The organism is Spirillospora sp. NBC_01491, from assembly GCF_036227065.1.
In the GTDB taxonomy this organism is placed as follows: Bacteria; Actinomycetota; Actinomycetes; order Streptosporangiales; family Streptosporangiaceae; genus Spirillospora; species Spirillospora xylanilytica.
Genome location: NZ_CP109432.1, coordinates 7,874,524 through 7,895,197, shown reverse-complemented (window position 1 = coordinate 7,895,197; position 20,674 = coordinate 7,874,524). Strand labels below are relative to the sequence as shown.

Sequence of the window (20,674 nt, the reverse complement as noted above, 5' to 3'; positions counted from 1 at the left end):
GCTCGTGGCGCTCCCGCTCCCGCGCCGTCAGGGGCCCCGGAACCGGGGGGCACCGGACCGGGCGGCCGATACACCGCGCCGGACCGCCGCTTCGCTACGAGACCTGCGCGTCCTTACTGCTGCCGAGCAGGGGCAGCTTGTTGCCCTTCACCTCGTAGACGAAGATGTCCTGCGCCGCCAGCTCGCCCTTGTCGTCGAACTTGATCGGCTTGCCGACACCCTGGAAGCTCAGGGTCTTGAGGAAGGTGTTGATGTCCTCGGTGGAGGTCTTGCCGGCCTTGACCGCCTCGATGAACGCCGTCGCCGCGTCGAAGCCCTCGGTCGAGTAGATCGCGACCTCGGAGCCGAACTTGGTCTTGTAGTCGGTGGCGAACTTCTTGGCCTTCTCGTTGGTCTTGCCCTCGGCGTCGATCAGGCAGCCGCAGCTCAGCAGCGCGCCCTGCGCGTTCTTCTCGCCCGCGCCCTCGATCAGGCCGGTGGCCAGCGAACCGTCGCCCGACATCATCTTGCCGGTGTAGCCGGCCTCCTTGAGCTGCTTGAACAGCCGGCCCGCGACCGCGTAGTACCCGCCGAAGTAGACCAGCTCGGGCTTGAACTGGACGATCTTGTTGACGGTGGAGGAGTAGTCGGTCGCCTTGTCGTCCACCGCGTCGGACTGGACCTGCACGCCCTTCGGCTTGACCGCGTTGCCGACGTTGTCGGCCAGGCCCTTGCCGTACTCCTGGTTGTCGGACACGGTGAAGACCTTCTTGGCCTTCAGCGCCCGGAGGGCGAACTCGCCCACGCCCGCGCTCTGCACCGCATCGTCGGCCACCACCCGGTGCCAGTACTTCCAGCCCTTCTCGGCCAGCGTGATCTGCGTCGCCGAGGGCGTGACGCTCGGGACCTTCGCCTCGTCCAGGATCGGGTTGGCGCTCTGCGACTCGCCGGAGAACGCCGGGCCGATCAGGCCGGCGATCTTGTCCTGCTTGATCGCGCCCTGGACCAGCGTGGTCGCCTGCTCCGGCTTGCCCTGGCTGTCGTAGGTCTTGAACTTGATCTTGACCTTGGGGTTGGTCGCGTTGTACTGCTCGAAGGCCAGCTCGGCGCCCTGCTTGGGCGGGATGACCAGGCCCGAGTTCTCCCCGGTCAGGTCCCCCATGAACCCGATGGTGACCTCGTCGCCGCCACCCCCGCCGGAGCCGCCGTCGTCACTGCACGCCACCAGGCCGAGCGCGAGCACCGCGCTCGCCGCCGCCGCGACGGTGACCCTCATCTTGTTGCGCCGCAAGGTGCCCAACCTTTCCATCCGGATCCGGGAGAGGATCGGGTACGAGTTTTGCCCGACACCGAATCTCGGAAGGAGGAAACGGTCAGCCGGGGACCAGGTATGTCGTACACCGACTGCCTAGCCCAGATCAGCACCCCCGGATAGAAGGGTTACTCGTTCGTTACGGCTCCGTGCCCATCCGGTCCCCCGTGCCGCCAGGCACAATGACCCACGGTGACCGATTCCGGCGCACGCCGGCGCCCGTGCGCGACCCGATCGTCACGATCGGTGATATTTTCGGTCCGCCGGTCCCGCGCCCCGGCCCTGAGGCCCCGCTCCACGCCTGTGCGTCAGCCCGCGGCGGGCTCGTCCTGCCCGGCTCCGCCACCGGTGGCACCCGCGACGACCGCCTCGGCGACCGCGCGCATGGAGAGCCGGCGGTCCATCGAGGTCTTCTGGATCCAGCGGAACGCGTCCGGCTCGCTCCAGCCGTTCGCCTGCTGGAGCAGCCCCTTGGCCCGCTCGACCACCTTGCGCGTCTCCAGCCGGTCCTGGAGCCCGGCGACCTCGGCCTCCAGCGCCCGCATCTCGGTGTAGCGGCTGACCGCCATCTCGATCGCGGGCGCGAGGTCGGTCTTGGTGAACGGCTTGACCAGGTAGGCCATCGCGCCCGCGTCGGTGGCCCGCTGCACCAGCTCGCGCTGGGAGAACGCGGTGAGGATGACCACCGGCGCGATCCGGTCGGCCGAGATGCGCTCGGCCGCGGAGATCCCGTCGAGCACCGGCATCTTGACGTCGAGGATCACCAGATCGGGCTTGAGCTCGGCGGCCAGCCGGACGGCCGTCTCGCCGTCCCCGGCCTCGCCGACCACCTCGTAGCCGTCCTCCTGAAGCATCTCCTTGAGGTCGAGGCGGATCAGGGCCTCATCTTCTGCGATCACAACTCGCCGAGCGCTCTCCGTCACGAGCACGAGACTACCGGGACGGGCTATCCTGGTCTCCGGCAGGTCGGCAACATCACGAGGGCTGCCCTAACACCACAAATGTCCACTTTGTGGACAGAAAGCCCCGATATCCCAATCGGTAGAGGATGCGGTCTCAAACACCGTTCAGTGTGGGTTCGAGTCCCACTCGGGGCACCCTCCATCTCACGACCCCCACCACCCCCGGCCACCGGCTCGCGCACGCCGGAGCGGAACTCTCCGCAGCGTCCCCGAAACTGTCAGTGGTCGGCGCGACGATGCGGGCATGTACGACGCGGCGATCGTCAATGAGGCTCTGCGGCTGTCCAGAGACGGGCTCTCCGACCGCACGATCGCTCAGATCTGCGGCGTCTCCGTCGCGGCGGTGCGCAAATGGCGCTACGGGACGAGGCGGGGCAGCCGTGATCCCGCATTCCCGGAGCGGTGGGACGGACGCGTCAAACGCGACTGCCCGCGCTGCTTCGGGCGCCCGCTCGACCGCCGGAAATACGCGTATCTGCTCGGCGTCTACCTGGGCGACGGTCACATCGTCGCCACGGCCAAGGGCTGCTTCCGACTCTCCCTGAGCTGCTGCGCCGGCTGGCCGGGACTCGTCGAAGCCGCCGCCTGTTCGATGGCCGCGGTCCTGCCGCGGTCCAAGGTCCACCGTCGCCACGTCTCCGGCGCCGTCGACGTGAACAGCCAGTCCAAGCACTGGCCGTGCCTCTTCCCCCAGCACGGGCCTGGGAAGAAGCACGCGCGTCGCATCGCGCTGGAGGCGTGGCAGCAGGAGATCGTCGACGAGTTCACCGAGGAACTCGTCCGCGGGCTGATCCACTCGGACGGCTGCCGCAGCCTGAACCGGGTCAGGCGGCCGCTCAAGGGCGGCGATCGCTTCTACACCTATCCGCGCTACACCTTCACCAACAGGTCGCCGGACATCCAGCGGATCTTCACGGCTGCGCTGGATCGGCTGGACGTGCCCTGGAGGCAGATGAACGCGATGAACGTCAGCGTCGCACGGAGGGCGGCGGTGGCCCGGTTGGACGAGTTCGTCGGGCCGAAGTACTGAGCGGCGCCCCCGGTGTCCGGAGTGATCTCGAATTGAGATCATCCGGTGATGGAGCGGGGCCCGGCGCGGGACGGGGCGTGGAGGGTCGCCCCGTCCGGATCGGCGCCGGATCGGCGCCGGGGCCGCGGTGGGTCAGTGCTGGTTCATCGTGATGGCCTCGCCGATGCGGTGGACGCGCAGGGCGTTGGTGGAGCCGGGGGTGCCGGGGGGCGAGCCGGCGACCACCACGACGCGGTCGCCCTTCTGGCAGCGGCCGATCTCCAGGAGGGCCTGCTCGACCTGGCGGACCATGTCGTCGGTGTGGTCGACCTGGGGGACGATGAAGGTCTCGACGCCCCACACGTGGGCCAGCCGGCCGCGGACGGCGGGCACCGAGGTGAAGGCCAGCAGCGGGATGGGCGAGCGGTAGCGGGACAGCCGGCGCGCAGTCTCACCCGACATGGTGAAGGCGACCAGGCCCTCGGCGCCGACGATGGCGCCGACCTCGGCCGCGGCGCGGGCGATGGCGCCGCCGACCGTCTCGGGCATCCGCTCGAGGGTGTGGGTGGCGTGCAGCGCGGCCTGCTCGGCGGTCTCGACGATGCGGCTCATCGTGCGGACGGATTCGATGGGGTACTGGCCGACGCTGGTCTCGCCGGAGAGCATGACGGCGTCGGCGCCCTCGAAGACGGCGTTGGCGACGTCGGAGGTCTCGGCGCGGGTGGGGCGCGGGGCGGAGATCATCGATTCGAGCATCTGGGTGGCGACGATGACCGGGCGGGCCTTCTCGCGGCACAGTTCGATGGCGCGCTTCTGCACGATCGGGACCTGCTCGAGGGGGAGCTCGACGCCGAGGTCGCCGCGGGCGACCATGATGCCGTCGAAGGCGGCGACGATCTCGGGCAGGAGGTCGACGGCCTGCGGCTTCTCGATCTTGGCGATGAGCGGGACGCGGACGCCCTCCTCCTCCATGATCTGATAGCAGATATCGGCGTCGGCGGGGGTGCGAACGAAGGACAGGGCGACCATGTCGACGCCGAGGCGGAGCGACCAGCGCAGGTCCTCCTCGTCCTTGGCGGTGAGGGCGGGCACGCTGACGGGGACGCCGGGGAGGTTGAGGCCCTTGTTGTCGGAGACCATGCCGCCGACCGTCACCCTGGTGCGCACGCGGGGGCCGTCGACCTCGACGACCTGGAGGGCGACGCGGCCGTCGTCGATGAGCACGCTGTCGCCGGGGCCGACGTCGCCGGGGAGGCCCTGGTAGGTGGTGGAGACCTCCTTGCGGGTGCCCGGGACGTCCTCGGTGGTGACGGTGAACTCGTCGCCGAGGGTGAGCCGTACGGGGCCGTCCGGGAAGCGGCCGATGCGGATCTTGGGTCCCTGGAGGTCGGCGAGGATGCCGACGCCGCGGCCGGCGGCGTCCGCGGCCGCGCGGATGCGGTGGTAGACCTCCTCGTGGCCGGCGTGCTCGCCGTGGCTCATGTTGAGCCGGGCGACGTCGACGCCGGCGTCGACGAGGGCGGCGATCTGCTCGCTGCCGGAGCAGGCGGGACCGATGGTGCTGACAATTTTCGCTCGACGGGTCACGTGCACAACGGTACTTAGTTACCTGCCAGTACTGATATTCGTGCAGGATGCGGTCGTCCAAGGTTCACCGATTGGTCTAGCTCAACGGTCTAGACCACCGGTGCGCGGTCAGTCCGCGAAGACCCGGACGGCGGCCTCGCCGAAGGCGTCGAGATCGTCCGGGCGGCGGCTGGTGAGGAGGGTGTTGGGGCCGCTCTCGCAGATCTGGACCGCCTCGTCGACCCAGGTGGCCCCGGCGTTCCTCAGGTCGGTGCGCAGGCTCGGCCAGGAGGTGAGCGTCCGGCCGCGGACGACGCCCGCCTCGATCAGGGTCCAGGGCGCGTGGCAGATGGCCGCGACGGGCTTGCCGGCGTCGAAGAACGCCTTGACGAACGCGACGGCCTCGGGCTTCATCCGCAGGTAGTCGGGGTTGGCGACGCCGCCGGGCAGGACGAGCGCGTCGAACTCGGTGTGGCCGGAGACGTCGACGGTGGTGTCGACCGAGAAGGTGTCGGCCCGGTCGAGGTGGTCGTACCCCTGGATGCGGCCGGACTGGGTGGAGACCAGGCGCGGGGCTCCCCCGGCCCGCTCGACGGCCTTCCACGGTTCGGTGAGCTCGACCTGCTCGGTGCCCTCGGGCGCGCACAGGAAGGCGATCGTCCTGTCCTTCAGCTCCGTTGCCATCGGGTGCCCCCTCTATCTCGGTCGGTCCTCCCTGGACCTGCCCTGTTGCGGGGGTGGTATGCAGGGGGCGTGAACCCCAGCGGCTATCGGGAGGTTCCGGCGCCGCAGTGGCCGGGCCTGGTGTGCGTGTGGACGGCGGAGCTGCGGGCGGACGCGGCGGCGCCGTTCGTCCAGCGGGTGGTGCCCGACGGCTGCGTCGACCTGGTCTGGTGGCGGCGGGACGCGCAGGTGCGGGTGGCGGGTCCCGACACCGGCCCGGTGCCGGCGGTGATCGAGCCGGGTGACGCGCTGGTCGGGGTGCGGTTCGGGCCGGGGCTGGCGCCGCCGGCTCTGGGCGTGCCCGCCGACGCGGTGCGGGACGGGCGGGTGCCGTTGCGCGAGTTGTGGGGCGCCGAGGCCGATCGGCTGGGGGCGGCCATGGCCGGGGCCGCCGATCCGGGGGCGGTGCTCGCGCGGGCGGCGGCGGCACGGGCGGCGGCGGGCGGGGCCGGTGATCCTCTGGTCCCGGCGATGGTGGCGGGGCTGGCGCGGAGCCCGGTGCGGGCCGTCGCCGATGATCTCGGCCTGGGAGAGCGGCAGTTGCGGCGCAGGGCGCTCGCGGCGTTCGGGTACGGGCCGAAGACGTTGCAGCGGGTGCTGCGCTTCCAGCGTGCCCTCGGCATGGCGCGGGCGGGGCGGCCTCTGGCGGACGTGGCGTACGCGGCGGGCTACGCCGATCAGCCGCATCTGGCGCATGAGGTCCGTGCTCTGGCCGGGGAGCCGATCCGCGCGCTGCTGTGAGCAGCGGGCCGCGTCGATCGCCCCCGTCCCGGTGACGGAGGACGGGGCGGGGCCGGCCGGTCAGGCCAGGGACAGGAAGAGCTTCTCCAGCTCCGCGTCGGTCATCGGGGGCTCGCCGCCTTGCGCGCGCACCGTCTGGCAGTGCCGCATGCCGCCGGCGACGAGGCGGTATCCGGCGCGGTCCAGTGCGCGGGAGACCGCGGCGAGCTGGGTGAGCGCCGCCCGGCAGTCCTCGCCGGCCTCGATCATGTTGATCACTCCGGCGAGCTGGCCCTGGGCCCGGCGCAGCCGGACCACCGCATCTCCGACCATTTCCGGCTTCATCTCCATACGGGAACCATACCCCTGAGGGTATAGGCCCCGCCCGATTCGTGATCTTCACTGGCCGGATGAGCGATCCACTCGACGAACAGCCCCTGGCCGCGGCGGCACTCAACGTGGTGGCACGGGCGGCCGGGCCCTACCTGGACTCCCTGGCGGAACGGCGCGTCCACGACCGGGACCGGGACGCGCTGATGGACGAGCTCGACGGGCCTCTGCCAGAACGCGGGGACGGCACGCTGGCGAGCGTGGAGCGGCTGCTGCGGGTGGGCACGGAGACCGGCACCCACTCGACCGGCCCCCGGTTCTTCCACTACGTGGTGGGCGGTTCGACGCCCGCGGCGATGGCCGGCGACTGGATCACCTCGCTGCTGGACCAGGCGTCGGGGCTGTGGCCCGCCTCGCCGTTCGCGGCCCGCACCGAGACGATCGTGCTGCGGTGGCTCAAGGACCTGTTCGGCCTACCCTCCTCGTACGGCGCGGTCCTGACGCCGAGCGCGACGCTCGCGCACGTGACCGGGCTGTCCTGCGCGCGGTACTGGTGGGCGGAGCGGCACGGGGCGGACGTGAGCGCACACGGGCTGGCCGGGCTGCCGCGGATGCCGGTGTTCAGCAGCGGGCTGGTGCACGTCAGCACGCGCAAGGCGCTCCAGATCATCGGCTGCGGGCGCGACACCCTGCGCACGTTCGCGCGCGACGACGCGGGACGGATCGACCTGCCCGCGATGGAGGCGGCGCTGGCCGCGCTGGACGGCGCCCCAGCGGTGATCGTCGCCAACCTCGGCGAGGTGAACGGCGGCGACTCCGACCCGATCGCCGAGATGGCGGGTCTCGCCCGGCGGTACCGGGCCTGGCTGCACGTCGACGGCGCGTTCGGCCTGTTCGCGGCGCTGTCGCCGCGTACGGCGCACCTGGCGCGGGGCGTCGAGCTGGCCGACTCGGTGACCTCCGACGGGCACAAGTGGCTGAACGTGCCCTACGAGAGCGGGTTCTCGTTCGTCCGCGATCCCGCGCTGATGAGCGCGGCGTTCGGCGCGATGCCCGCGGCGTACCTGCCGGAGGCCGACGACGAGAGGATCAGCTACAACATGCTGGGCCCGGAGTCGTCGCGGCGGGCGCGGGCGCTGCCGATCTGGGCGACGCTGCGCGCCTACGGCCGCGAGGGCCACCGGGAGATGGTGGAGCGGCACCTGGACGTGGCGGCCCACCTGGGCGCGCTGGTCGAGCGGTCCCCCGACCTGGAGCTGCTCGCGCCGGTGCGGCTGTGCGTGGTGTGCTTCCGCTACCGGCCGCCGGGCGTGCCCGAGGACCGGCTGGACGAGCTGAACGCGCGGCTCGGCGAGGCACTCCTCGCCGACGGCCGGGTGTATGCGGGGACGTCGGTGTTCCGGGGCATGACGGTGTTCCGGCCCGCGTCGCTCAACTGGCGCACCACGCCCGGCGACGTGGAGCTGCTGGTCGAGGTCGTGCGCGAGCTGGGCCCCGCCGTCCGCGCGGCCCTCTGACCGGCCGCCCACGGCGTCCGCGCGGCCCTCTGACCGGCCGCGGCACCGCCGCCCGCTCCCGGCCCGTCCCCCGGGCGCCCCGGGCTCCGCTCCGGCGCCCGCGGGACTCCTCCGGCGTTCCGGGGGCGGGTCAGAGCGGGACCTCGTCGAGGCGGAGCCGCCTCTCGATGCCGCCGAGGCCCCGGACCAGGAAGCGGACGTCGGGGTCGCCGGTGAGGCAGGGGCTGCCGTCCAGGGCCTCCAGGTAGGCGCGGACCTTGGGGTAGGGCGTGCCCGTGCGGGCCTCGTCCCACGAGCCGAGCACGCGCAGCGCCTCCAGCGACAGCCCGGCCAGGTTGGCGCCGGCCCGGCGCAGGTCGTCGGCGCGGCTCGCGACGCGCGGGTGGCCGAGCAGGACCCGGGTGGCCCGCTCGTCGGCGACGTTGTACATGAGCAGCAGGTGCTCGCGGTCCATGTTCAGCTCGGCGCCGGCGGGGAGCGCGCCCTCCTCGGCCCGCGCCAGCGCGGCGGGCTCGCCCAGCACGGCCAGGGAGCGGCCGAAGACGGGGCCGACGCCGAGCCGGGCCACCTCGGGGAACCGCTCGACGGTCGGGTCGACGAACATCCGGGCCCCGGGCAGCCACACCGCGCAGTGCCCGTCGTGTCTCGGACCGGTCCAGGACGGGTCGGGCGTGCCGTGCAGCACGCCCGAGCCGGTCGTGCGGTCGCGCACGTACAGGTCGACGGCGCGCGTCTCGGCGGCGATGCCGACCAGGGTGTAGGCGTGCCGCAGCGTCTCGCAGGCGGCGAGGCAGTCGTCGAACGGCTCGCCGCGCTGCGCCGCGGTCAGCTCCAGCACCGAGGGCAGCAGCCGGGGCACCGACTGCTCCTCGGCGGCGGTGCCGGGCCCGGCGATGCCGGAGATCCGCGCGAAGATCCGCTCACAGCGGGCGGTCAGGTGCGCGGCGGGCTGCTTGCGCGGATCGCCCGACCGGCCCCGCGGACGGCTGCTCCTGTACTGTTTGCGACCGTGTGACTTCGGCATATGACGGACGGTACGCGAATGAACACGCAGCCGTACCCCGCTCCGGGAAATCCCGCCGGGCCCCGGGAGGGCGCCGGGGCGGGCGCCGGCGGGACCGTCAGCGCGCGCCGGGCCAGGGGCCGGGCGGGCGGTGGTCGAGGGCCTCGGACCTGGTCTGGACGTCGTGCACCCGGAAGCCGCGCGCCTGGTAGTTGCGCAGCGCGGCGGGGGCGTCGTTCGAACAGGTGTGCAGCCACACTCGTTCGGTGGGCTTGCGGCCGGGCCAGCGATCGGCCAGGTCCCAGGCGCGGGCCGTCCCGGCGGTGAGGAGCTGCCCGCCGAGCCCCCGTCCGGTGAAGGCGCCCAGCAGGCCGAAGCAGGCGATCTCGACCTGCCCGTCCGGCTGCGGGTCCAGCTCGGCGAACCCGGCGGGCGTCCCCTTCAGGTAGGCGATCCAGGTCTCGACGCCGGGCCGGTCGAGCCAGTTGTGCCACTGCTCGTACGACCAGCAGAGGCGGTCGGTCCAATACCAGTCGCCGCCGACCGCGGTGTAGAGGAAGCGGCTCAGCTCGGGGCTCGGCACCTCGGCGCGGACGACGCCCGCGGGGTCGGCGGGCGGCCGGGCCGGGCGCAGCTCGGCCGGATCCCGCTGTTCCAGGTACCAGGTGGTCACGTCGGTCTGCCGGACGGGCATGTGGTCCCCCCACATACGAACCGCCGCGCCCGGCGCCCGGGTGAACGGGCGGCGGGACGCGGCGGGAAGGTGTCTGATCGCCGATCAGGCTAGCGGATCGGACGGGCCGTCAGGCCATCGGACGGGCGGTCGGCGGGATCGGGTAGGGCAGCGTCGTCCGCCCGGTCAGGAACGCGTCGACGCCGCTGGCGGCGGCGCGGCCCTCGGCGATAGCCCACACGATCAGCGACTGGCCGCGGCCCATGTCGCCGGCCGCGAACACGCCGCCGACGGTGGTGGCGTAGGCGTCGTCGCGGACCACGTTGCCGCGCTGGTCGAGCTCGACGCCGAGCTGCTCCAGCAGGCCCTCGCGCTGCGGGCCGAGGAAGCCCATCGCGAGAGTGACGAGCTGCGCGGGGATCTCCCGCTCACTGCCCTCGACCGGCGCGAAGCCGGTCTCGGGGCCGCCGACCTCCACCAGCCTGATCGCGCGCAGGTTCCCGTCGGCGTCGCCGACGAACTCGGTGGTGGACACCGCGTAGACCCGGTCGCCGCCCCGGCTGGCGAGCTCCTCGTGGGCGCTCTCCATCTTGAACAGCATCGGGTACGTCGGCCAGGGCTGCGAGCCCGGCCGCGACGACGGCGGCATCGGCATGATCTCGAGCTGGGTGACCGACGCGGCGCCCTGCCGGAGGGCGGTGCCGACGCAGTCGGCGCCGGTGTCGCCGCCGCCGATGACCACCACGTCCTTGCCCGCGGCGGAGATCGGCGAGACCTCCAGGTCGCCCTCCTGCACCTTGTTGGACGGCGGGAGGTACTCCATCGCCTGGTGGACGCCGTTCAGCTCGCGGCCGGGGACGGGCAGGTCGCGCCAGACGGTGGCGCCGCCGGCCAGGACGACCGCGTCGTTGGCCGCGCGCAGCTCGTCGCCGGTGATGTCGACGCCCACGTTGACGCCGGCCTTGAAGTCGGTGCCCTCGGCGCGCATCTGGGAGACGCGCCGGTCGAGGTGCCGCTTCTCCATCTTGAACTCGGGGATGCCGTAGCGGAGCAGGCCGCCGACGCGGTCGGCCCGCTCGTACACCTTCACCTCGTGCCCGGCGCGGGTGAGCTGCTGCGCGGCGGCGAGGCCCGCGGGCCCCGAGCCGACCACCGCGACCCGCTTGCCGGTGCGGACCGCGGGCGGCTGCGGGCGCACCCAGCCCTCCGCCCAGGCCCGGTCGATGATCTCGACCTCGACCCGCTTGATCGTCACCGGGTCCTGGTTGATGCCGAGGACGCAGGCGCTCTCGCACGGGGCCGGGCACAGCCGGCCGGTGAACTCGGGGAAGTTGTTGGTCGCGTGCAGCCGCTCGATCGACTCGCGCCAGTCGCCGCGGTACACCAGGTCGTTCCACTCGGGGATCAGGTTGCCGAGCGGGCAGCCCTCGTGGCAGAACGGGATGCCGCAGTCCATGCAGCGGCTGGCCTGCTTCTCCAGCCGGTCTGCGCCGAAGTCCTCGTACACCTCCGACCAGCTCTTGATCCGCACGTCCACCGGGCGGCGCTCGGGGAGCTCCCGCGCCACGTTCAGGAAGCCCTTCGGGTCGGCCATGGGTGGGTCCCCCTCTCAGCTCTGCGCGGCGGCCATGATGGCCTCGTCGACGTCGCGTCCCTCGGCCTCGGCCCGTGCCATGGCCTCCAGCACGCGGCGGTAGTCCCGCGGCATGATCTTGGTGAATCGGGTGCCGGCGGCGTCCCAGCCGGCCAGCAGACCGGCCGCGACGACCGAGCCGGTCTCGGCCAGGTGCCGCTCGGTCAGCGTCGCGACAAACGCCAGGTCGTCGCCGTCCAGCGGCTCGAGGTCGACCATGTCGGGGTTGACCCGCTCGGGGATCAGGTCGAGCACGTAAGCGATACCGCCCGACATCCCGGCCGCCAGGTTGCGGCCGGTGCCGCCGAGGATCAGCGCCCGGCCGCCGGTCATGTACTCGCAGGCGTGGTCGCCGACGCCCTCGACGACGGCGACGGCGCCGGAGTTGCGGACGCAGAACCGCTCGCCGACCACGCCGCGGGCGAACAGCTCGCCCGAGGTGGCGCCGTAGAGGATCACGTTGCCGCCGATGATCTGCTCCTCGGCCGCGAACGACGCCTCGGCCGGGGGACGCAGCATCAGCCGCCCGCCGGACAGGCCCTTGCCGACGTAGTCGTTGGCGTCGCCGACCAGCCGCAGCGTCACCCCGCTCGGCAGGAACGCGCCGAACGAGTTGCCCGCCGAGCCGGTGAAGGTGACGTCGACGGTGTCGTCGGGCAGCCCGCCGCCGCCCCACTTGCGGGTCACCTCGTGGCCGAGCATCGTGCCGACCGTGCGGTTGACGTTGCGGATCGGCAGGTCGAGCCGGACCTTGTCGCCGAACGCCAGGGCGCCCTCGGCGAGCTGGATCAGCGTGTTGTCCAGTGCCTTCTCCAGCCCGTGGTCCTGGGCCGCGACCCGGTGCAGGGCCGCGTCGCGGGTCCCGTCCGGGGCGTGCAGGATCGGGGCGAGGTCCAGCCCGGACGCCTTCCAGTGGTCGACCGCGCGGTGCGCGTCGATCAGCTCGACGTGCCCGATCGCCTCGTCCAGCGACCGGAATCCGAGCGCGGCCAGGTACTCGCGGACCTCCTCGGCGATGAACTCGAAGAAGTTGACCACGAACTCGGGCTTGCCGGCGAACCGCTGCCGCAGCACCGGGTTCTGGGTGGCGACGCCGACCGGGCAGGTGTCCAGGTGGCAGACCCGCATCATGATGCAGCCCGACACCACCAGCGGCGCGGTCGCGAAGCCGAACTCCTCGGCGCCGAGCAGCGCGGCGACGATCACGTCGCGGCCGGTCTTCATCTGCCCGTCGGCCTGCACCACGATCCGGTCGCGCAGCCCGTTCAGCAGCAGCGTCTGCTGGGTCTCGGCGAGGCCGAGCTCCCAGGGCGCGCCGGCGTGCTTGAGGGAGGTGAGCGGCGAGGCGCCGGTGCCGCCGTCGTGCCCGGAGATCAGCACCACGTCGGCGTGCGCCTTGGACACCCCGGCCGCGACCGTGCCGACCCCGACCTCGGCGACGAGCTTGACGTGCACGCGCGCCGCGGGGTTGGCGTTCTTCAGGTCGTGGATGAGCTGGGCGAGGTCCTCGATGGAGTAGATGTCGTGGTGCGGCGGCGGCGAGATCAGCCCGACGCCCGGGGTGGAGTGCCGGGTCTTGGCGATCCACGGGTAGACCTTGTGACCGGGGAGCTGGCCGCCCTCGCCGGGCTTGGCGCCCTGCGCCATCTTGATCTGGATGTCGTCGGCGTTGGTGAGGTACTCCGAGGTCACCCCGAACCGGCCGGAGGCCACCTGCTTGATCGCGCTGCGCCGCAGGTCGCCGTTCTCGTCCGGGACGAACCGGATCGGGTCCTCGCCGCCCTCGCCGGTGTTGGACTTGCCGCCGATCCGGTTCATCGCGATCGCGAGGGTCTCGTGCGCCTCGGCGGAGATCGACCCGTAGGACATCGCGCCGGTGGAGAACCGCTTGACGATCTCGGCGGCCGGCTCGACCTCGTCGATCGGCACCGGGGTGCGGTCCGACCCGTCCAGCCGGAACAGGCCGCGCAGCGTCATCAGCTTCTCGGCCTGTGAGTCGACCTTGGCGGTGTACTCCTTGAAGATCTCGTAGCGGCGGGTGCGGGTGGCGTGCTGGAGCTTGAACACCGTGTCGGGGTTGAACAGGTGCGGCTCGCCCTCGCGGCGCCACTGGTACTCGCCGCCGATCTCCAGCGTGCGGTGCGGCGCCTCGTTGCCGCCGGCCGGGTAGCCGCGCTCGTGCCGTTCGGCGACCTCGCGCGCGAGGACCTCGAAGCCGACGCCGCCGAGCCGGGAGGTGGTGCCGGTGAAGCAGCGGGCGATGACCTCCTCGCCGAGCCCGATCGCCTCGAAGATCTGCGCGCCGGTGTAGGACGCGACGGTCGACACGCCCATCTTCGACATGACCTTGAGGACGCCCTTGCCGTACGCCTTCACCAGGTTGCGGGCGCCCTTGGCCGGGTCGACGCCGGCGATGTCGCCGCCGCGGGCCAGGTCCTCGACGGTCTCGATCGCCAGGTAGGGGTTGATCGCGGACGCGCCGTACCCGATGAGCAGCGCCATGTGGTGGCACTCGCGCGCCTCGGCGGTCTCGATCACCAGGCCGACCCGGGTGCGGGTCTTCTCCCGGATCAGGTGGTGGTGCACGGCGCCGGTGAGCATCAGCGCCGGGATCGCGGCGTGGGCCGAGTCCGAGCCGCGGTCGGACAGCACGATGATCCGCGCGCCGGCCGCGATGGCCCGGGACACCTCCGAGCAGATCTCCTCGAGCCGGGCCTCCAGGGCCTCGCCGCCGCCGGACACCTCGTACAGGCCGTGCACGACGTGCGCGGCCAGGTGCGGCAGCGACCCCTCGTCATCGATGTGGATGATCTTGGAGAGCTCGTCGTTGTCGAGGATCGGGGTGGGCAGCACCAGCCGCCGGCACGAGTCCGGGCCGGGCTCCAGGAGGTTGCCCTCCGGGCCGAGCGTGGACTGGAGCGAGGTGACCAGCTCCTCGCGGATCGCGTCCAGCGGCGGGTTGGTGACCTGCGCGAAGAGCTGCTTGAAGTAGTCGAACAGCAGCCGGGGCCGCTCCGACAGCACCGCGATCGGAGTGTCGGTGCCCATCGAGCCGATCGGCTCGGCGCCGCTGGCGGCCATCGGGGCCAGGATGATCCGCTGCTCCTCGAGCGTGTACCCGAAGATCTGCTGCCGCTTGACCAGCGTGTCGTGCGTCGGGATCTCCCGCTCGCGCTGCGGCAGCTCCTCGAACCGGACCAGGCCCTCGTGCAGCCACTGCTCGTAGGGGTGCTCGGCGGCGAGCTCGGCCTTGACCTCGTCGTCCTCGACGATCCGGCCGGCCTCGGTGTCGACCAGGAAGATCTTGCCCGGCTGGAGCCGGCCCTTCCGCACGACCTGGTCGGCGGGGATGTCCAGCACGCCCGCCTCGCTGGCCAGGACGACCAGGCCGTCGCGGGTCACCCAGTAGCGGCCGGGCCGCAGCCCGTTGCGGTCCAGGACCGCGCCGACCACGGTGCCGTCGGTGAAGCTGACGCTGGCGGGGCCGTCCCACGCCTCCATCAGGGTGGAGTGGAACTCGTAGAACGCGCGCCGCGCCGGGTCCATCTCGGCGTGGTTCTCCCACGCCTCGGGGATCATCATCAGCACCGCGTGCGGCAGCGACCGGCCGCCCAGGTGCAGCAGCTCCAGGCACTCGTCGAACGAGGCGGTGTCGCTGGCCACGATGTCGATCACCGGGTAGATCCGGGACAGGTCGCCCGGGATCAGGTCGGACCGGAGCAGCTCCTCGCGGGCCCGCATCCAGTTCCGGTTGCCCTTGACGGTGTTGATCTCGCCGTTGTGCGCGATGAACCGGTAGGGGTGGGCCAGCTCCCACGCCGGGAAGGTATTGGTCGAGAACCGCGAGTGCACCAGCGCGATGGCGCTGGTGAAGCGGCGGTCGGACAGGTCGGGGAAGAACGGCTCCAGCTGCGGGGTGGTCAGCATCCCCTTGTACACGATGGTGCGGCTGGACAGGCTCGGGAAGTACACCCGGACGTCCTGCTCGGCGCGCTCGCGCATGCAGAACACGGCGCGGTCGAGCCTCAGCCCGGTCTCGCCGGCGTGCGGGCCGTCCGCGGCGGGGGCCACGAAGAACTGCGCGAAGTAGGGCATGACCCGGCGCGCGGCGGGCCCGGTGAAGGCGGGGTCGTGCGGGAGGTCGCGCCAGCCGAGGGGGGTCAGGCCCTCCTCGGCGCAGAGCGCCTCGATGTGGGCGACCGCCGCGGCGCGCTCGGCGTCGTCGGTGGGCAGGAAGGCGATCCCGGCGGCGTAGGAGCCGGCCTCGGGAAGCGCGAAATCGCAGACCTCGCGGAAGAACGCGTCCGGGATCTGGAGCATGACGCCGACGCCGTCGCCGTCGTCCGGCTCGGCGCCGACCGCCCCCCGGTGATCCAGGTTCTTCAGGACGGTCAGGGCGTTCTGAACGATGTCGTGGCTCTTTCGACCGTGCAGGTCCGCCACCATGCCGACGCCGCAGGCGTCGTGCTCGTTGGCCGGGTCGTACAGCCCCTGGTTCTTGGGGGCGCCCGGCGTGAGGGCAGCAGCAGCCATCAACCCTCCCGTCGTCTTCGTGTCACTGCTTCGATGTCAGTGCAGTCGCGGGACGACGTTGGCCCTGCTGCGGTGAGATGACATTACATCACTGTCGGGATCATGCCCGACTCGACCGGATCGCGAAACTTCTTCTCCTCGATCGCCTGTGCGTCATCTCTGAGTGGTTTAGACCAGGATACCGACGACGTCTCCCGGCAAAACGTCCTGACCTCGGTGATCATCCTCACCGATAGGGGACGTTTACCCTGTGACACCCAAAACGTGCACGAATGATGCACCGATCCACGGCGCCGGGGCGGCGGTGCCGCTGGGCGGCGGCCAAGTCGCGGAGCAATGCCGCGCTCGCCCGAGGGGGGTCGGCGTCCGAGCCGCCAGGCGAGGAGGCCGGGCCGGGCTTGGAAGCACCGGCTAGCCGGTGGTGGTGCGGGCCGCCCGGCCGAGGACGGCGGGCGACTTGCCGCCCTCGATCAGCAGCGACAGCAGCGTCTCGTCGCGCTCGTCGCCGTTGCCGTCGAGGCGCTGCGCCCACGCCACCACCGCGAAGTGGCCCATCGCCAGCCCGCGCGCCATGCCGTACCCGCGGCCGAACCGGTCCAGCGGCGGCCCGGCGGGCACCGGCCGGACGAAACCGCCGCCCCGTCCCCGGCCCAGCGCGTCCACGACCCGGTCGGCGTCCGCCGCCGCGGCCAGGTTGAACACTGTGACCGACAGGGCATAACCCCGTTTGGTGTCGGCGTAGACACCGCGGCCCGCCTGCGAGCACCCGCCCGCGCGCAGCGACGTGGCGGTGCCGGTGCCCCAGACCGCAGCGGCGCAGTCGCCGTCCAGCCGCTTCTCGCGCAGGGTCGGCCGCGCCTTGCCGTCCAGCCCCGAGATCGCCGCGGCGGACGAGGGGAACAGCTCCCCCACCGTCAGCGGCGCGGTGTCGGCCGACCGCCGCTCGATCGCCCGGTAGGCGGCGGCGGACGGCGAGCTGGAGTAGGACGAGGGGGACGGGCCGCTCGCCGCGGGCTGCCCCATCGTCGTGCCCCGCCCCGGATCCTGGACGGCCGCGCCCTTCCCGTCCTTCCCGTCCGAGCCGGTCACCGCGACCAGGACGAGAGCGAGGACCACGATCACGCCCAGCCCGGCGGCGGCCCCGAAGTACAGGCGCGGCCCGGTCGGACCGCCGCCGGAACCGCCGCGCCCACCGGGCCGCCCGCCGTTCTCGGCCGGCCGCTTGCCACCCTTGCCGCTCTTCCCGCCCCGGCCGGACGCCTTGCCGCCCTTGCCGCTCTTCCCGGACCGGCCCGGCCGCCCGCCGCGACCGCCCCGGCCCGGCCCGGCGCCGCCGCGCCCCTCGGGCTCCGGCCCGTGCTCCGGCTCCGGCCCGGCCGGTTCATCGGCGTCGTAGGGCTGCTCGTAGGGGTCGTAGGCGTCGAACGTCTCCTGCTCCGGGGCGGCGTACCCGGCCTCGTCCCGAGGAGCCGGGCGGCGACGGCGTTCGGGACGCCCCCCGCGAGGGGCGCCACCGCGCGCGGGCGGCGTGCGGCGGGACGATCCGCCCCGCCGCGCGGATCCGCGCGGGGCCGGCTGCCGCTCGCCGCCACGGGGCGCCGCGCCCCGGCGGGGACGGCCGGGGCGGCGGCCGGGCTCGTCGTGCTCCACGGGGGAATCTACCGCCCGCGGGCCGGACGCCCGGCCGGTGCCGCCGGGGCCGGGTGCGGGGCCCGCTCGCCGATCAACTGAAACGCCCCCACACGAAGTCGGCGGGCTTCTCGATGGCCAGGCTCGCGTCGATCATCTCGTTCAGCGAGGCGGGCTGCGCGCCGCCGGCCCGCTGCACCCAGGTGACCACCGCGTAGTGCCCGAACGTCTTGGCGTAGGCGGCACTGAACCCGGAGCCGAACGCCGGCGCGCCCGGCGCGGTCAGCGGCAGCACGAACCCGGCGCCGGAGTCGCGGTCCAGGTCGCGCAGGACCTGGTGGACGCCGTCCTCGTTCTCCATGTTGATCAGGAAGAACTGGCCGGCGTACTTCTTGTCCGGGCTGACGTAGGCGCCGCGCACGATCTGCGTGCAGCCGTGCCGGGCGAGGTCGGCCTGGAGCCGCTGGCCCCAGGTGACCGCCTTGCAGTCGCCCGAGACCTGCGAGCCGGCCAGGCCGAAGGTGAACTTGCCCGACTTGACGGTCTTGGCGTCGGCGGTGAACGCCTCGCCCTCGGTGACCGGGCGCTGGTCGGCCGCGCGCCGCGCGATCTTGCTCATCCCGTCGCCGTCGTAGTCCGGGGTGTAGGCGGTCGGCAGCGCCTGCTTGCCGTTGCCGGTCTTGCCCGCGGGAGCCTCGTCGTCGTCGCCCCCGGTCATCAGGACCACGCCCGCCACCACCGCGGCGATCACGACCGCGACGGCCGCGGCGCCGTAGATCAGCAGCTTGCCGCCGGGACGCTTCCCGCCGGATTCGCGGCCGGGCTTGTCCTCCGGCCAGAAGTCCTGGCCGCCGTCCTGCCGGTCCGCCTGAGAGGACCCTGTGTCACGCGCCTCGATCACAGCCGGGAGCCTATCGGGCCGACCACCTCTCGCGCGCCCAAAAGGTCGATTCATCCAGATTGGCCGGCGTCACGCCCCGCCGCCACCGCCGATGAGCGCGCCCACCCCGTAGGTCATCGCCGCCGCGGCGGCGCCGAACCCGAGCTGCCGCGTCCCGCTGAACCACCAGGCGCGGGCCGTCACCCGCGACACCAGCGCCCCGGCCGAGAACAGCCCCAGCCCGGCGACCACCGCGGCGGGCCACAGGCTGGTGGCGCCGAGCAGGTACGGCAGCACCGGCAGCAGCGCGCCCAGCGCGAACGACAGGAAGGACGAGCCCGCCGCCAGCAGCGGCGACGGCAGGTCGCCCGGCGCCACGCCGAGCTCCTCGCGGGCGTGCACCTGGAGGGCCTCGTCGGGGTTCTTCGAGAGCTGCCGCGCGACCTCCGCCGCCACGTCCGGGTCGACCCCGCGCGACTCGAAGACCTCGGCCAGCTCGCGCGCCTCGGCCCCCGGGTGCCGCACCAGCTCCAGCCGCTCGATCTCGATCTCGGCCTCGGCGAGCTCGGACTGGGAGGCCACCGAGATGTACTCGCCCGCCGCCATGGAGAACGCGCCCGCCGCCAGGCCCGCCAGGCCGGCCAGCAGCACCACCTTCTGGCTCGCCTGGCCGCCCGCGATCCCCGCGATCAGCGCGAAGTTGGAGACCAGCCCGTCCATCGCGCCGAACACCGCCGGCCGCAGCCAGCCGCCCGTGACGTCCCGGTGCTGGTGATGGATCTCCGCGGCCACGCCCGTCCCCTCACTTGGGGTCCGTGACGGACCCCCCCTTGCCCGCGCTCGCCGCGGTGCCGCCCTCGCCCTCATTCTTCCCGGCCCCGTTCACGGCCCCGTCCCCAGGGTCGCCCTCGGCCTCCGGCTCGGGCTTGCTCTCAGCCTCAGCCTCGGGCTCGGGCTCGGGCTCGGGCTCGGGCTCAGCCGTGGCCTCCACCTCGGGCTCGGCCTTGGCCTCAGGCTCCGGCTTGGCCTCGGCGTCCGGCTCGGGTTCCGGGACCACCTCGGGCTCGTCCTCCACCTTCGCCTCGGGCTCCGGCTCGGATTCCGTGGCCGCCTCGGGCTCCGGCTCGTCCTCCACCTTCGCCTCCGGCTCCAACTCCGGCTCCGGGTCCGGCTCCGGCTTGTCGTCGGCGGTGGCCTCGTCCTTCGGCCCGGGCTCGAGCTCGGGCTCGTCCTTCGGCTTGGTCTCCGCGGGTTCCTCGGCGGGCTTCTCGAGGACGACGGCGTCCGCGGAAGTCGCGACGTCGCCGGTCTCCTCCGCGGGACGGCCGACGTTCTCGGGACCGGTGCGGTTGCGGGCCCAGTAGAGGTAGCCGACGGCCCCGACGAAGACGATCAGGGCCGTCCAGTCGTTGAGGCGCAGCCCGAGGATCTGGTGGGCGTCGTCGATGCGCAGCCACTCGATCCAGAACCGGCCGACGGTGTAGGCCGCCACGTACAGCGCGAAGGAGCGGCCGTGGGTGAGCGAGAAGCGGCGGTCCGCCCAGATCACCAGGATCGCGACGCCCACGCACCACAGCGACTCGTACAGGAAGGTGGGGTGGTAGGTGGCGATGTCGGCGTACTTGGGGTTCAGGCTGCCGTCGGAGAGCCGGGGCCGGTGCGCCGGGTCGATCTTCAGGGCCCAGAACGTGTCGAGCGGACGGCCGTACAGCTCCTGGTTCCAGTAGTTCCCCCAGCGGCCGATCGCCTGCGCGAGCACGATCCCGGGCGCGACGGCGTCGCCGAGCGCCAGCACCGAGATCCCGCGCCGCCGGCAGCCGATCACCGCGCCGACCGCGCCTAGCACCACCGCGCCCCAGATGCCGAGGCCGCCCTCCCAGATCTTCAGCGCGTTGATCGGGTCGTGGCCGTCGCCGAAGTAGTGCTGGTAGTCGGTGGCGACGTGGTAGACCCGCCCGCCCACCAGGCCGAACGGCACCGCCCAGACGGCGACGTCGATGATCACACCGGGGGCGCCGCCCTTGGCGGCCCAGCGCCGCTCGCCCAGCCAGACCGCGACGACGATGCCAATGATGATCATGATGGCGTAGGCGCGCAGCGGGATGAACCCGAGGTGCCAGACGCCCTGAGAAGGACTCGGGATGAAGGCGAGCGGCTGCATGAGCGATGACGTTACCGCCTCCGGCGAGTGGGGGCCGCACGTCT

General features: G+C 72.7%; 16 protein-coding genes and 1 tRNA gene. 4 read left to right on the top strand and 13 right to left on the bottom strand.

Annotation, left to right across the window (positions count from 1 at the left end):
* Positions 1-94: 94 nt before the first annotated feature.
* Positions 95-1,270 (bottom strand): branched-chain amino acid ABC transporter substrate-binding protein, encoded by a 1,176-nt coding sequence (locus OHA34_RS36675; protein WP_285936708.1) that lies wholly within the window; start codon positions 1,268-1,270, stop codon positions 95-97.
* A 329-nt stretch (positions 1,271-1,599) separates the two neighbouring features.
* Complete coding sequence (locus tag OHA34_RS36670; protein WP_329520166.1) at positions 1,600-2,220, bottom strand: ANTAR domain-containing response regulator; 621 nt, start codon at positions 2,218-2,220, stop codon at positions 1,600-1,602.
* Positions 2,221-2,314: 94 nt separating this feature from the next.
* Between OHA34_RS36670 and OHA34_RS36665 the strand changes: the two genes are divergently transcribed.
* Together OHA34_RS36665 and OHA34_RS36660 are read left to right on the top strand one after the other, a co-directional pair.
* Positions 2,315-2,388: transfer RNA gene (locus OHA34_RS36665), tRNA-Leu, on the top strand.
* A 109-nt stretch (positions 2,389-2,497) separates the two neighbouring features.
* Positions 2,498-3,283: a helix-turn-helix domain-containing protein gene (locus tag OHA34_RS36660; RefSeq protein WP_329520165.1), complete on the top strand. Its 786-nt coding sequence runs from the start codon at positions 2,498-2,500 to the stop codon at positions 3,281-3,283.
* 132 nt (positions 3,284-3,415) lie between these two features.
* Here the strand turns inward: OHA34_RS36660 and pyk are convergent, their stop codons facing one another.
* Together pyk and OHA34_RS36650 are read right to left on the bottom strand one after the other, a co-directional pair.
* Positions 3,416-4,849 carry a pyruvate kinase gene (pyk, locus tag OHA34_RS36655; RefSeq protein WP_285936710.1) on the bottom strand — a complete coding sequence of 478 codons (1,434 nt, stop codon included), beginning with the start codon at positions 4,847-4,849 and terminating at the stop codon, positions 3,416-3,418.
* Between the two features lie 108 nt (positions 4,850-4,957).
* A complete protein-coding gene (locus OHA34_RS36650) occupies positions 4,958-5,512 on the bottom strand; it encodes a type 1 glutamine amidotransferase domain-containing protein (protein ID WP_285936711.1) in 555 nt (184 codons plus the stop codon).
* Positions 5,513-5,581: 69 nt separating this feature from the next.
* On the opposite strand from OHA34_RS36650, the gene OHA34_RS36645 reads away from it, so the two are divergent.
* A complete protein-coding gene (locus OHA34_RS36645; RefSeq protein WP_329520164.1) occupies positions 5,582-6,292 on the top strand; it encodes a DUF6597 domain-containing transcriptional factor in 711 nt (236 codons plus the stop codon).
* A gap of 60 nt (positions 6,293-6,352) precedes the next feature.
* On the opposite strand, the gene OHA34_RS36640 is transcribed toward OHA34_RS36645, so the two are convergent.
* A complete protein-coding gene (locus OHA34_RS36640; protein WP_329520163.1) occupies positions 6,353-6,622 on the bottom strand; it encodes a metal-sensitive transcriptional regulator in 270 nt (89 codons plus the stop codon).
* A gap of 59 nt (positions 6,623-6,681) precedes the next feature.
* Between OHA34_RS36640 and OHA34_RS36635 the strand changes: the two genes are divergently transcribed.
* Complete coding sequence (locus OHA34_RS36635; RefSeq protein WP_285936715.1) at positions 6,682-8,118, top strand: pyridoxal phosphate-dependent decarboxylase family protein; 1,437 nt, start codon at positions 6,682-6,684, stop codon at positions 8,116-8,118.
* Positions 8,119-8,248: 130 nt separating this feature from the next.
* Here the strand turns inward: OHA34_RS36635 and OHA34_RS36630 are convergent, their stop codons facing one another.
* The 8 genes from OHA34_RS36630 to lgt form a co-directional block, all read right to left on the bottom strand.
* On the bottom strand, positions 8,249-9,142 hold the full coding sequence (locus tag OHA34_RS36630) for a hypothetical protein (RefSeq protein ID WP_285936716.1): 894 nt from the start codon (positions 9,140-9,142) through the stop codon (positions 8,249-8,251).
* Positions 9,143-9,239: 97 nt separating this feature from the next.
* The gene (locus OHA34_RS36625) at positions 9,240-9,815 is read right to left on the bottom strand and encodes a GNAT family N-acetyltransferase (RefSeq protein ID WP_285936717.1); all 576 of its coding nucleotides are present in this window, start codon (positions 9,813-9,815) and stop codon (positions 9,240-9,242) included.
* Positions 9,816-9,924: 109 nt separating this feature from the next.
* Positions 9,925-11,388: a glutamate synthase subunit beta gene (locus OHA34_RS36620; RefSeq protein WP_329520162.1), complete on the bottom strand. Its 1,464-nt coding sequence runs from the start codon at positions 11,386-11,388 to the stop codon at positions 9,925-9,927.
* A 15-nt stretch (positions 11,389-11,403) separates the two neighbouring features.
* The gene (gene gltB, locus OHA34_RS36615; RefSeq protein WP_329520161.1) at positions 11,404-15,960 is read right to left on the bottom strand and encodes a glutamate synthase large subunit; all 4,557 of its coding nucleotides are present in this window, start codon (positions 15,958-15,960) and stop codon (positions 11,404-11,406) included.
* 411 nt (positions 15,961-16,371) lie between these two features.
* Entirely contained in the window at positions 16,372-17,610 is a 1,239-nt protein-coding gene (locus tag OHA34_RS36610) for a hypothetical protein (protein WP_329520160.1), read from the bottom strand.
* A 73-nt stretch (positions 17,611-17,683) separates the two neighbouring features.
* Positions 17,684-18,490 (bottom strand): hypothetical protein, encoded by an 807-nt coding sequence (locus OHA34_RS36605; protein ID WP_329520159.1) that lies wholly within the window; start codon positions 18,488-18,490, stop codon positions 17,684-17,686.
* Between the two features lie 69 nt (positions 18,491-18,559).
* Entirely contained in the window at positions 18,560-19,261 is a 702-nt protein-coding gene (locus tag OHA34_RS36600; protein ID WP_285936723.1) for a VIT1/CCC1 transporter family protein, read from the bottom strand.
* Between the two features lie 10 nt (positions 19,262-19,271).
* On the bottom strand, positions 19,272-20,630 hold the full coding sequence (lgt, locus tag OHA34_RS36595) for a prolipoprotein diacylglyceryl transferase (RefSeq protein ID WP_329520158.1): 1,359 nt from the start codon (positions 20,628-20,630) through the stop codon (positions 19,272-19,274).
* Positions 20,631-20,674: the final 44 nt, after the last annotated feature.